12 protein-coding genes are annotated in these 12,501 nt (G+C 40.0%); 6 read left to right on the plus strand and 6 right to left on the minus strand.

Annotation, left to right across the window (positions count from 1 at the left end; translation table 11 throughout):
• Positions 1-9: 9 nt before the first annotated feature.
• From FNW02_RS08395 to FNW02_RS08410, 4 genes are all read right to left on the minus strand, one after another.
• Positions 10-603: a 50S ribosomal protein L25/general stress protein Ctc gene (locus FNW02_RS08395; protein WP_191757082.1), complete on the minus strand. Its 594-nt coding sequence runs from the start codon at positions 601-603 to the stop codon at positions 10-12.
• A gap of 136 nt (positions 604-739) precedes the next feature.
• Positions 740-2,092: an adenylosuccinate synthase gene (locus tag FNW02_RS08400; RefSeq protein ID WP_191757083.1), complete on the minus strand. Its 1,353-nt coding sequence runs from the start codon at positions 2,090-2,092 to the stop codon at positions 740-742.
• 214 nt (positions 2,093-2,306) lie between these two features.
• Positions 2,307-2,501 (minus strand): hypothetical protein, encoded by a 195-nt coding sequence (locus tag FNW02_RS08405; RefSeq protein ID WP_225225512.1) that lies wholly within the window; start codon positions 2,499-2,501, stop codon positions 2,307-2,309.
• Positions 2,502-2,770: 269 nt separating this feature from the next.
• Complete coding sequence (locus FNW02_RS08410; protein ID WP_191757085.1) at positions 2,771-3,763, minus strand: hypothetical protein; 993 nt, start codon at positions 3,761-3,763, stop codon at positions 2,771-2,773.
• 853 nt (positions 3,764-4,616) lie between these two features.
• Between FNW02_RS08410 and FNW02_RS08415 the strand changes: the two genes are divergently transcribed.
• Together FNW02_RS08415 and FNW02_RS39515 are read left to right on the plus strand one after the other, a co-directional pair.
• On the plus strand, positions 4,617-5,441 hold the full coding sequence (locus FNW02_RS08415) for a class I SAM-dependent methyltransferase (protein WP_191757086.1): 825 nt from the start codon (positions 4,617-4,619) through the stop codon (positions 5,439-5,441).
• Between the two features lie 11 nt (positions 5,442-5,452).
• Positions 5,453-5,587, plus strand: coding sequence for a hypothetical protein (locus tag FNW02_RS39515; protein WP_263627724.1), 135 nt, complete (start codon positions 5,453-5,455; stop codon positions 5,585-5,587).
• 85 nt (positions 5,588-5,672) lie between these two features.
• Here the strand turns inward: FNW02_RS39515 and FNW02_RS08420 are convergent, their stop codons facing one another.
• Positions 5,673-7,748, minus strand: coding sequence for a cation:proton antiporter domain-containing protein (locus tag FNW02_RS08420; RefSeq protein WP_191757087.1), 2,076 nt, complete (start codon positions 7,746-7,748; stop codon positions 5,673-5,675).
• A 510-nt stretch (positions 7,749-8,258) separates the two neighbouring features.
• Between FNW02_RS08420 and bchM the strand changes: the two genes are divergently transcribed.
• Positions 8,259-8,945 (plus strand): magnesium protoporphyrin IX methyltransferase, encoded by a 687-nt coding sequence (gene bchM / locus FNW02_RS08425; RefSeq protein ID WP_191757088.1) that lies wholly within the window; start codon positions 8,259-8,261, stop codon positions 8,943-8,945.
• Between the two features lie 28 nt (positions 8,946-8,973).
• Here the strand turns inward: bchM and FNW02_RS08430 are convergent, their stop codons facing one another.
• Positions 8,974-10,461 carry an ATP-binding protein gene (locus FNW02_RS08430; RefSeq protein WP_191757089.1) on the minus strand — a complete coding sequence of 496 codons (1,488 nt, stop codon included), beginning with the start codon at positions 10,459-10,461 and terminating at the stop codon, positions 8,974-8,976.
• Between the two features lie 396 nt (positions 10,462-10,857).
• On the opposite strand from FNW02_RS08430, the gene FNW02_RS08435 reads away from it, so the two are divergent.
• The 3 genes from FNW02_RS08435 (at position 10,858) to FNW02_RS08445 (ending at position 12,418) form a co-directional block, all read left to right on the plus strand.
• Entirely contained in the window at positions 10,858-11,337 is a 480-nt protein-coding gene (locus tag FNW02_RS08435; RefSeq protein WP_191757090.1) for a hypothetical protein, read from the plus strand.
• 62 nt (positions 11,338-11,399) lie between these two features.
• Positions 11,400-11,780, plus strand: a complete 381-nt coding sequence (locus FNW02_RS08440) for a DUF423 domain-containing protein (protein WP_191757091.1) — start codon at positions 11,400-11,402, stop codon at positions 11,778-11,780.
• 443 nt (positions 11,781-12,223) lie between these two features.
• Positions 12,224-12,418, plus strand: coding sequence for a hypothetical protein (locus tag FNW02_RS08445; RefSeq protein ID WP_191757092.1), 195 nt, complete (start codon positions 12,224-12,226; stop codon positions 12,416-12,418).
• Positions 12,419-12,501 lie beyond the last annotated feature (83 nt).

Here is a 12,501-nt window from a genome sequence, read left to right on the forward strand (position 1 = left end):
TTACGTAGCTTAAGAAACTTCTGTTTCAGTCACAGTATCATCGTTGATTTGTGGTGGTAAAACGCTGGCAACGAGTCGCTCTGGTTCAGCTAAAGCAGTCACACCTTCAGGAAAGACTATCTCATGGATATGCAAACTGTCTCCAATTTGCATATTAGAGACATCAATTTCAATAACATCTGGGATATTCTCAGGGGCACAACTCACTTGTAATTCGGTGATCACGGTGTCTAACACACCACCTTCTTGTTTCACACCAACAGCATTTCCGACAAAACGTAGCCGTACTTCCACGGTGGTGTCGCCGTGACCCGCAACCGCAAAAAAGCTGAGGTGGTAAGGTGTACCTTTTGCTGGATGTATCTGAAGTTCCCGCAGCAAGGTTTTGCCCCGCCAAGGTATATCAGTAACGTTTAAATCAATCAAGGTGTTGTTGACTGAAGCTTTTTTGAGCAAACGCTCAACGGTTTTGGCATTAATAGTCAAAGAAATTGACTCTGTACCTTTATGACCGTATAAATTGGCGGGTATTTCTCCAGAACGGCGCAAAGCTCTGGGTTTGCTACCTTCTGGTCGCTTTTGACATTCGACTGTGAGAGCCATAGGAGTTGTTAGTTGTTATTTGTAGGGAGACGGGAGGCGGGAGATAGGAGACGGGAGATAGGAGACGGGAGATAGGATACAGCGTCTCTGCTCAGCACGGGCTAAACCATCGCTATCCGCTAACAGAATTCAGTACTCAGCACTGACTGGCACTTAGCAGAGAGGCGGGTGTACCGTCGGCGTGCAATAAAGCACGTTTGGGGCCGTGGATGGGGTCTTCTACAATTATGGTTTGATCGCGGCTTGCTCCTAAAGAGACGATCGCGATCGGGACTTCCATTAATTCTGCCAGAAATTTGAGATAGTCCAGTGCTTGTTTTGGCAAGTCTTCCAGGGTGCGGCAGTGGCTTGTTGATACCTGCCATCCTGGTAAAGTTTTGTAGATAGGGCGACATCGGGCAAACCGACGGGCACTGGTGGGGAAATGATCGCAGCGATCGCCATCTATTTCATAGGCGACACAAACTTGGATTTCTTCTAATTCATCGAGGACATCGAGTTTAGTGAGCGCGATACAATCCATGCCGTTAATCCTGACAGCATAGCGACCAATTACAGCATCAAACCAGCCGCAGCGCCGTTTGCGTCCGGTGGTTGTGCCAAATTCGGCTCCGCGATCGCACAACAATTCTCCCAGTTTTCCATCTAGTTCGGTGGGAAATGGCCCCTCTCCCACTCGTGTTGTGTATGCTTTCGACACGCCAATTACCCGGTCAATCATTGTCGGCCCTAGCCCTGTGCCAACGCAAGCCCCCCCAGCAACAGGATTAGAGGAGGTGACATAGGGATAAGTTCCGTGATCTAGGTCGAGAAGTGTACCTTGTGCGCCTTCAAACAAGATATTGCGCCGTCGCAAAATTGCATCGTATATTTTCAACGATGTATCTACAACGTAAGGTCGTAAACGTTCCGCATACCCCAAATACTGGTCAATTACTTCTTTTGTATCTAGGGGCGGCAAGTTGTAAAGTTTTTCTAAAATGACGTTTTTATAATTGATCGTCCACTCTAACTGCTCACGTAGCCCATCAGGATCCATCAAATCTAAAATCCTGATGCCTGTACGTTCAGATTTATCAGCATAAGTCGGGCCGATGCCTCGACCGGTCGTGCCGATCTTATGGCTTCCCCGTCGCTCCTCCGATGCCTGGTCAATCAACCGATGATAAGGCATTGTTACGTGGGCTGTCTCAGATATCAGCAGGTGGTCAGTGGAAATATTTAGTTCTTTTAATTGGTCGAGTTCTGCTATTAAAATCTGAGGATCAATAACTGTCCCACAACCGATAATACATTCGGTATCTGGATACAAGATACCAGAGGGAATTAAGTGCAGTTTAAAGGTCTGACCCTTTACTACAATAGTGTGTCCAGCATTGACACCCCCTTGGTAACGTACCACAACATCTGCGGAACTGCTGAGTAAGTCTGTTATTTTACCTTTTCCTTCATCGCCCCACTGGGCACCTATGACAATGACGTTAGCCAAGCGTTTATATTATGAGGTAAAGTTTCCACAAACTATAATTATGAACATACTATGTGAATTATGTCAATGAAAATGTACAACATTAAACGCCCAGTATCCGCAGAGATTTTTTTAAAGATAGTAGTCAGAACTTACGTACTCAGATCCCCCAACCCCCTTAAAAAGGGGGCTTTATAAATTCCCCCCTTTTGAAGGGGAGCCAGCGCGGTCTTCTCTACTTTGAAGCTGCGCCAAGGGGGTTTCCCCGCCACTCCCCACAACGGATAGCGCAGCGTAAAGCCTTCTGTTCGAGAGGCTTGTCTGCGACACGCTGCGCGATCGCCAACGGCATGGCTTCTCTACTTTGAGGCTGCGCCAACGCTGAGAGCGAGTCTTGTCTGCGACACGCTGCGCGAACGAGCGTCGGCAACCTCCGCAAGGGGGTGGCTCCCCATAAGCGACTGGCGTGGGCTAAGGGGGGTCTAGGTTTCAGCCTTCAGTGCGTAAATCCTAGTAGTAACGCACCAAAAACTAGAAATGGTGCGTTAAGCGCTTTGCGGTAACACACCTACTTTTATATTTAATTCAATCAACCTACTTAATTCAAAATGTGAATCAACTCAAGTCCGCAATCAACGGTTATCGCCACAGTAGACAGGCTGACTGATGCAACTCCTGGCGATGGTCTGCTAGAAAGTTTTAGACTGTGGCAGAGAAATCATAATTCGGGTTGTTGTAACCTGGATTTGATATGGCGGATGTTACAAGGTCAGGACTGCCAAGTAAACTGATGATATCAGTAGCGATCGCTTGGCTGGGAGTACTACTACCTAACGATTTCAATTCGCCACTAGCAGAGAAATTCCAGCCTTCATTACCAACGAGTGTTTTGCCATCACCACTGGCTTCAATCCGGTTTCCAAGCAGATTGCTGTTACTTACATTGGCAGTATTGCCGCTACCAAGGATGTCATTGTTCTTACCAGTCTGTGTATTGGCATTACCAAAGATGTCGTTGTTATTGCCTAAGTTCCAGTTACCATTACCATCGGTTTTGTTATCGCTACCAAAGCCCCAGTTGCCATTACCCTCAGTTTTGCCACCATCACCATAGTTCCAGTTAGCGTTACCGTTAGTTGTGTTGCCACTACCAAAGTTCCAGTTACCATTACCATCGGTTGTGTTGTCACTACCATATAACCAGTTACCGTTACCTTGACCAATGTTGCCGGTAGCGTTTGCACCATCTAAGTTTTGAATATCAGATATCCAGTTGTCACTTTTATAAGGTACAGGTAGACCGTTACCAGTTTCAGGTAGGTTGCTACCACTCTCTTTTGAGGGGGGAGTGCTACCAAATGGTAAGTTACCGGGGAGATTGGCATTGTTAGCACCAGATGTGCTACCACCTGCAAAAGGGTTAGCGCCAGATGCGCTAGTATCACCGCCAACGACTTTGATTAGTTGATTGAACGGATTATTAGTATCGGTGGATGAGTTGCCACCACCACTGAAGGAAGCGAAAGTATTATTACCACTACTAGCGCCACCGAAGCCACCAGCACTACTTAAAGTGCTACCATCACTCGACTGCCATTTGCCGTCACTGAAAGAAAAATTGTTATTTCCAGTTGAATTATTGCTAGTACCTTGTGAACCAACAGTTTGATTGCTATTTTCAGAAGTTGCCATCAGAATTAAATTCCCATTATTCAAAGTGAAATTCCTCTAGGAAGAGAAATATCAACGACATGAATGAAAGTATTTTGTGACTTTCATCTTCAATAAAGAAACATGATTTTCCAACTAGATATCTATTTTTGATAGCTAGTTAGAACTTGCTGGGAAGTAAGTTAAATATAAATTAAAATACTTTGATTTAATCAAACCTCAACTCATTAAAATCAAAGTAAAAAATAGCGAAGACCACACTCAATAAAACTATACAAGATAAAGTTTATATTTCAAATGAACAAAGCTTAGATTTGATTGTTAATTCTTTTGATTTTGTTTAGGCAAAATATCATGCAAGTTAAGAATTCAGATTTCCCTTTGTCCTTGCTATTTATATTTTCAAGATTTGCTCTCTCTCTTGAAGAAGCAATTTTCCAATAAAAAGCTAAAAAAGCCTAATATTATGTATGGCTATTTAAGTTTACAGAGCGGTAGTTATAGCTAATTTGGTGCGTAAATTACTGTAAATTAGCTTTAAAAATGAAGTTATTTCGGGTAAATTTCCGATTGTAGCGTCTAAAAATAAAAATAATGTCTATCAGCGAAATGTTATGGACAGTGATAATATTTTCGATTTAATTTAATGTTAAATTTTTTAGAAGAAATGCTAACTATACCTTAACTTTTTTCATTTGATTAAGTATAAGATATTTCCTATAAAATCAATCGCTCCGGCAAAGTCGAAATCCTAACCCCTCAAGAGATAACCTGACTATTTGGTGAGGTGCTTGGTTGAGCCACGCGATTGGCTTGGTCGCAGCTCACCCTATTCCTTAATATACAATTTTTCCAAAATTGCACGGTGATCCTTATGACTTACTCATCGTTAAGCGCTTACAAACAGCAAATTCTCAATGACTTCAATAGCCGTCTAAACTACGAGAATGAGTTTCATAAACGGGCTGCAACTCGATTAGTAGAGTTAGCAAAATTACAATCAGGTCAGCACGTTCTAGATATCGCTACTGGAACTGGTTTAGCAGCTATTGCTGCGGCGATGGTTGTTGGTTCTACAGGTCGTGTTTTAGGGACTGACTTTGCTTTGAAAATGTTGCAGCAAGCCCAGCAGAAGGTTGAGGCATTGGGACTAACAAATACTAAATTTGAGGTAGTGGATGCAGATGAACAAGAATTGCAGGAGGGCCAATTTGATGCCATCCTTTGCTCATCCGCGATTGTCTACTTCACAGATATTCCGACATCACTTCGTCAATGGTACAATGCTTTGAAACCAGGGGGAGTTGTTGCATTTTCTTGTCTTGCTGAAACCTCTCCAACTGCGTCTGTCTTGTTTCGGACAGTGGTACAGCGATACGGCATCACTATACCGAATCCCAATGAGTTACTTGGAACGCCTAAGCGGTGTTGTCAACTGCTTGAAATGATTGGGTTTGAAGAGATAGGAATCACAACTGAGCAATTTGGCTTCTACTTGCAAGATATGGAAAGTGCTTGGACTGGAAATGCTAAGAGTGCATTCGGGCTTCAGGATGTGAAATGGTCAAAGGAACAGTTGGAGCGTTGTAAGCAGGAATACTTTACACAAATAAATAAAGCTGCAACCGAAGAAGGCTATTGGAACGATGTTACGATGTTCTTTGTAACAGCCCGTAAAGAGAGTGAAACGGCGGCATAAGTTTATAAAAAGTGACTGCGGCGGGCGTTTCTTACTTTATCCGAAAAATCTGTAGAAGCGATCGCTCTTTGTGGTTCCCGTGCAATTTGCTGAAAAGCGATCGCAATTTACCTCAACTATTCATCGATAATGCTGGGTGTGGTTAGTCTTAGCATCTTGAAGTCAAAAGTAAAAGGGTAAAATAAAAATTCTGTTTTTGCTTTTCTCTTTTTACTTGTGTTGACTTCTAAATTACGAGTTAGGTTCTCCCAGCAATACAATTGAACACTTCAATTCTTTAATGACCTGCGTTGTCACTTGGCTGACGGCTAATCCCCCTGCTGTACGATAACGAACAGAACGTAAAACTACTAAATCAAACGCTTTAGCTTCTTGAATTATGACTCTAGCAACATCATCACCCCTAATTGCTTGAATGTTTGTACTCACCTGTAACTGACTTTTAGCAACGATATCAGTCCATTGAGATGCAAATTTTTCTACCAAGGTTTGGGGTATTTTGCGATCGCACACATGTAATAGCACTACCTCAGCTTGATTGACATCAGCCAAAATTTGAGCAAACCGCACAGCACCTATGGTTTGACGCGTTAAGTCTCCGACTGGTACGAGAATTTTACGAATTGTTGTAGGACTACTTAACAAGCGTGTTACTGCTACCGGACAGTGAGAAGACCAGAAGACGCTATCAATTACACTACCGAATAAACGGGCACGCAAACCTGTTGTTCGCGACCAACCCATCACGATTAAACTAGAGTTTTGTTCTCGACTGGTACGACTAATTCCCAAAGCTGCATCATCATCAATCCGAATTGCAGGTGATACTTCTACGTCAAATTCTTGACTGATTTCTCTAGCTAAATTCAATCTTTTTTGATTTTGTTCTAGTGCTGTGACTAACTGCGGATCATCCATGTGAATATGTGCTTTAGTAATAGCTAATGGCACAATCCGCCCAGATTCATGACGAGCTAGAAGTGCTGCCATTTCTATCAGAAAGCGCTGAGTTTGAGGATTGTAAATCGGCACTACTACAGTAAATGGATCTTGTTGTTCTACCTGCTGAGTCTCATAATCCCACCAAGTTGTAAGACTATCTGTTCCTATATCTGTGGGGGTCAACTGTAACGCGCTAGCAAATCGAGCTGTGATTACCGGGCCGAGAATTGCAGTAACCAGCATTAGGACAATCACACTGTTTAAAACACCTTCACTGATTAGCCTTTCACCAGCAGGATTTACAGTTTGATAGGCAACCAACGTTGCTGCTAGTGTAGCTGCTACCTGCGGTAAAGATAATGACCACATGGTCAAAAATTCCATTGTATTGTAGCGGTAAAACAATTTGGCTAAAAATGCCGCTATAAATTTGCTGCCAATCAAAGCCACTACAATTGCTAGCGTCAGCCAAATTGAACTGAGGGTTTTAATAAATGCAGGAATATTAATTAACAATCCCATGTCTACAAAGAAACAAGGGATAAATAATACACTACCAATGAACTCAACTTTTTCTTTGACTGGGCTACGTCCTAGAACATCATTGACAGCTAATCCTGCTAAAAATGCACCAACAATTTTCTCAACTCCAATTACCTGTGCTCCAACAGATGCTAAAAATAATGCTAGTAATATAAACAAAAATTGATTACTTTGTTCATCCCCAGAGCGACGAAAAAACTCTTTTCCTGCCCAGTCAAAGCCAAATAAAACAACAACAGAGTAAATTGCTAATCCACCCAACAAAGTCGCTAAACTTAGAGCTGAGAATTCTCCTCCATGAATACCAACACAAATTGCTAGCACTAGCAAAGCACCCGTGTCAGTAAAAATTGTTGCACCAATTGTCACTGTTACAGCTTCGTTTGTTACAACTCCTAAGCGACTCACGATTGGGTATGCTAAGAGAGTATGAGAGGCAAGCAAAGAACCAATTAGGACTGAAGCATTCCAACCAAAATTGAATATACGCCCTACAAGAATGCCAGCAATCATCGGTACTATGAATGTCAAAGAACCAAATCCAATTGAGCGATTTCTAGTTTTACGAAATTGCTCTAAGTCAATTTCTAAACCCGCTACGAACATCAAATAAATCTTGCCAATATCAGAGAGTAATTTGACAGTGTCAGATTCAGAATCTAATAGCTTTAGCCCGTTTTGTCCTAAAACTACACCTGCTATAAGCAATCCCACTAATCCAGGAAGTCGGAGTCGCTCAAATATAGGAGGTACAGTAAAAATTACTGTCAGAAGAATTGTAAATGCAATTATAGGACTGTCTGTTAGGGAGTTTGGTATCATTGGTAATTAGTCAACCTAAATGTTAAAGTTAATTATAAATAAAAAGCACATGAATTATTGCTTAATTTTATTAGATTATTTAGTATCATTAGTTACCTTTTGTTAAAGCTTTAATAGCATAAATGTTGCGATCGCACTCACAACTCTACCTTAAGAAAGGCGTTATTCACATCTATAGATAGAAATAAAAGTGTAAGTGTCTGTTATTAAAATAATCGATATTTAAAAACTTATAAATGTTATCTACAAATTATAAATAGTGAAATTATATAAAAATAAAAACTTTTGATTGAAATAAATCAAAATTTATGCTGAGTCAAAGTTTTGAATAGAAAATAATGATATTTGTGAGATAAAGATATCGAAATTAGATTTAATGCAAAAATCCGTAAATGTCTCCAGATTCAAGTCTGAGCCAAACTAAACAAATAGAAAAATCTGCAATACCGCTCTTGTGGGTTCCTATCAATGATAATTTTAAGCATTGGGAACCTTAAAAAATCACAGTTTATGAACGCAACCGACGATAAAACAATAGTTCGTGAGTATTTCAATTCCACAGGGTTCGACCGTTGGAGGCGGATATACGGCGATGGCGAAGTCAACAAAGTCCAGCTAGACATCCGCAATGGACACCAGCAAACTGTAGATACAGTTCTTGGCTGGTTGAAAGCTGATAATAATTTAGCAGAGCTATCAATCTGCGATGCAGGGTGTGGTGTAGGTAGTCTCAGCATACCCTTGGCGGCAGATGGCGCTAAGGTTTATGCCAGCGATATTTCGGAAAAAATGGTGACAGAAGCCAAGGATAGAGCCTTAGAAACCTTGGGTAACGCGGAAAATCCCACTTTTGCCGTGCAAGATTTGGAATCATTGAATGGTAGTTACCACACTGTTATTTGCTTGGATGTTCTCATCCACTATCCTCAAGAAAAAGCAGATGAGATGATTTCTCACCTTTGTTCTTTGGCACAGTCGCGGATAATTCTCAGTTTTGCACCGAAGACTTTTGCTCTGAGTATACTCAAGAAAATTGGCAGTTTCTTTCCTGGAGCAAGTAAAGCCACTCGTGCTTATTTGCATCGTGAGGCTGATGTGGTGAAAATCTTAGAAAGTAACGGTTTTTCAGTACAAAGACAGTCAATGACTCGGACTCGCTTCTATTTCTCCCGTCTGTTAGAAGCGACACTTCAGTAGTTCTGAGTGCTGAGTGTAAGCGCATGACTTAGCACTCAGCACTATTGCTAGATATTGCAATTGATATCAAGTTCTGCGCTTCATCTTGACGATCGCTCTGCCTTGAGGAATAAATCATGATCATAAAAGAAGCGATCGCAGCTGCTCCTAAGAGAATGATTCCAGCAACTAACCAGACTTCACGCTTAGTAAAATAATTTTTAGGTTTTGCAGTTTTGACAGCAGATACATGATGATTAAAACTTTGAGGATGGTGATTCAAATCACTGTTTTCAATAATACTACTTTGCTGTTGCCTTATTGGTTCGTTTCTAATGTTACTTATTTGAGGTGTTTGATTAAGTGTTTTAGAAGTCTGGTCAAATTTTTGTTGATCTAGTTTCTCTAATTCCCTCATTTCATCCCATAACGGATGACGTTGCAGTAACCAACGGCGGACTAATTCTATTCTTATTTTATTGCCTTGCTCGTTTAAAAAACCCTTATATGTTAATTCTCTAGCTAGTTCATCTAGCAAATATCTTGACAAGACATCATTACCTTCCAAGAGCGTTAAGGGGTCTTCCTCTAGTTCTTGGTCATTCTTTTTAACAGCTATTCTTTGCGCTTCCGCCACAGCAGAAAAAACTATTTTCTCTGTTACAGATAAAGCTTCCCAGTACCATGCAAAGCCAGCTTCCGCGAGTTCAATAGCTTTGTCTACAATAGTTTCTACATCTTCTTCAGTGACTTGCCATTTTTCTAGTTCTCGCGCTCTGTTGAAAATTGCAAAACATAAAACTTGAATAAAGTACGGATGTCCTGCGGATAAATTCGTAATTGCTTGTATAGCTTGTGGTTCATACTTGAGAGAATTCGCAGCAGGTTTGATAATCAACTGCTTAATACTCTCGTCATCTAGCAATCCAACTTCTACAATAGGTACATTCTGAAATATTTCTATTAAATTTGATATATCTGTGGTTTGTCTACCAGAAAAAATAATTACAAATAATCTTTTATGTTGATAAACAACATGGTTTAACTGCTTAAATAACGATTCTAATGTTGCACCTATATTTTTATCGTTTAAAGCATCAAATTCATCTAAAAGCAATACTAAATTAGTCGCTTTCAAGTATTCATAAATCTGATGCAAGAATTTTGTGTAAAAAATATCTTTTTGTTCTTTGATTTGTGGGACTCTAGGTATTACTACTTTGTCTGGAGTAATTTCTAATTGTTCAATCACGGTTTCCGCTAAGTTCTCTAAGAGATACTCAATTTTTTCTTGGCTATAATGCTCTAAATCAAAGGTAACAAAAGCAAACTTATCTAGTTTGATGCATTTAGAAATCTTATGAAGCAAGGATGACTTACCAATACGTCTTTGACCATGCACTAATATGACTTTTTCGCCTCGTTTGAGGTTTTCCTCAATAAACGATAATTCTTCCTCTCGCCCAAAAAATAGTTCCGGTTCGCTAATCGGACGACCAATGATGTAAGGATTTCTCTGAGACGGTAATGGTATCATAGTAATATCTGCACTAGGTCTACTGAGCACCGCTTTTTTGGTTTGTAAAGTCTTTGATGTTGAATTTTTAGTCTTGTATATTGGCGGGATAATGTTGATGCATTCTTACGATAGACGTTTTACCTGTTCTTGCATTTTTGGAAGGCGTAGGATGTTTACACTACGCTCATCATTTTGAAATTGTGTAACGCCGAATTTTTACAGGGAATAAGTATATTAAAATATTACATGATTGCTGGGTATCTCATACTACGCGCTGAATAACTCTGCTTTTTCAAGGTGTTGGAATTAGCGAAACAGTGAGGTGTAATAGCTAAAAAGCCTGGATTGAGATACTGGAACCTTTGCGAAAGTAAAGTTAGAATCGCTAGCAAAGTTAAAATCTGAAGTTGAAATATGAAGACTGCTGAAAAATTGGCCGCAGGCTGGCTACTCACACTCGGATTCATGTTTGTAACGTTATCAGTCTCAGCGGTAATTGAAAAAAATGCTACAAACAAGATAAACGTATATCCCAAAGATGAGTATGATTTTACGGCACAAAATCCTACTTATCAAGATGATAATACTGCCGTCGGTGGTCTGGTTTTTGGTGTTCCTACCTTAATATTGGGGGGATGGTTAGCATTGGGATTGTACAGTCAAAGTCGGCAGCAAAAAAAGGCACTTAATCAACAAGCTAGCGATCGCCTGCAATCAGTTTTTTATGAGATGTTGGAAGAAAATAATGGACGTATGACGGTACTTGGCTTTGCTATGCAATCACAATTACCAGCAGCCGACGCCAGACAATATCTAGATAAAAAAGCTAAAGAATTCAATGCTAATTTTAAGGTGAGTGAAGAGGGGGCTGTATCATATCATTTTGAAGTCTAAATTCAATTAAGGATTTATACTTTAGCCCTGTCAAATTTTACACCAAATTCCGGCTAAGTCTAATGACGCAGATTTTTTTGAGCGTAGCTGCCGTTTTAGGCGGTTTGTCTGTTGCCGCTGGTGCTTTTGCTTCTCATGCCTTGCGGGAAAAAATTAGTGAGCGCTCCCTAGAAATTTTTGAGACTGGCGCTCGCTACCAAATGTATCATGCCTTAGCACTTTTGCTTGTAGCAGTACTAATTAGTCGCACCGAGTCCCCTCCACCCAGCCTTGTAGCAAGTGGATGGTTATTTATCATTGGCATTGCTATTTTCTCAGGAAGCTTGTACACCCTCAGCTTAAGTGGTGTTAAATCTTTAGGAGCGATCGCACCGCTAGGCGGCGCAGCTTTTCTTGCCGGTTGGGGTGCTTTAGCTTTTGCAGCTTGGAATTTAAAGTTGTAGAAAAGTTCAGAATTAGGAGTAAATCAATTAAAAACTCCTAATTCCTAACTTTAATTAACTCAGCATTGCTAAATACATTTATCATTTATTAGTCTTAAAAACAATCATTAAGCAACAAGAATAATTTCAAACAGCCAGAATTTTCAAATTTATAAAATTTATTTGCGTAATTTTACAGAAGCTACCATACAAAAAAGCAATAAACTTTACAAGTGTATTACTAATAACAGCTAAGAAATTTTGCATTTGTAATATCATTCAAACTTAGGAAACGGCGGAACTTACTTTGTTTTTTCAATAAAGAAGTTAATATCTCTATTGAATTTGAGAAGCTTTCAGATGAGTTAATTCGGATTATAGGATATTCTAAAATTTAAAATAAACAAGCACATATTAATTTTAATAACGCCCAAAAACTCCGAATTAAAGTAATTGTTGTAAGTATGCTATTATCAGCTGCGATCGCAGCTTTATTAGCACTATATACCAGTAGGTTAATTGCCCGTCCCCTACAAATAGTTACTAACGTTGCCAGAAAAATTACCCAAGAATCAAATTTTCAACTCAGAGCTAATGTCACAACCAAAGATGAAGTAGTAGTCCACCAAAGTTATTTTGACAGGTTGCTCTGTAGGTGAAATAATGGTATGAAAACACTTTTAAAAGTTATGTCAGCTAAATATACTGTTAGCCTAACTCAAGAGGAACAAGATAAACTATT

It is taken from the genome of Komarekiella delphini-convector SJRDD-AB1, from assembly GCF_014831675.1.
GTDB lineage: Bacteria > Cyanobacteriota > Cyanobacteriia > Cyanobacteriales > Nostocaceae > Komarekiella.

Coding starts and splice junctions, on each gene's coding strand:
- FNW02_RS08395 (WP_191757082.1), bottom strand. CDS start 603: ATGGCTCTCACAGTCGAATGTCAAAAGCGACCAGAAGGTAGCAAACCC.
- FNW02_RS08410 (WP_191757085.1), bottom strand. CDS start 3,763: ATGGCAACTTCTGAAAATAGCAATCAAACTGTTGGTTCACAAGGTACT.
- FNW02_RS08415 (WP_191757086.1), top strand. CDS start 4,617: ATGACTTACTCATCGTTAAGCGCTTACAAACAGCAAATTCTCAATGAC.
- FNW02_RS08420 (WP_191757087.1), bottom strand. CDS start 7,748: ATGATACCAAACTCCCTAACAGACAGTCCTATAATTGCATTTACAATT.
- bchM (WP_191757088.1), top strand. CDS start 8,259: ATGAACGCAACCGACGATAAAACAATAGTTCGTGAGTATTTCAATTCC.
- FNW02_RS08430 (WP_191757089.1), bottom strand. CDS start 10,461: ATGATACCATTACCGTCTCAGAGAAATCCTTACATCATTGGTCGTCCG.
- FNW02_RS08435 (WP_191757090.1), top strand. CDS start 10,858: ATGAAGACTGCTGAAAAATTGGCCGCAGGCTGGCTACTCACACTCGGA.
- FNW02_RS08440 (WP_191757091.1), top strand. CDS start 11,400: ATGACGCAGATTTTTTTGAGCGTAGCTGCCGTTTTAGGCGGTTTGTCT.
- FNW02_RS08445 (WP_191757092.1), top strand. CDS start 12,224: ATGCTATTATCAGCTGCGATCGCAGCTTTATTAGCACTATATACCAGT.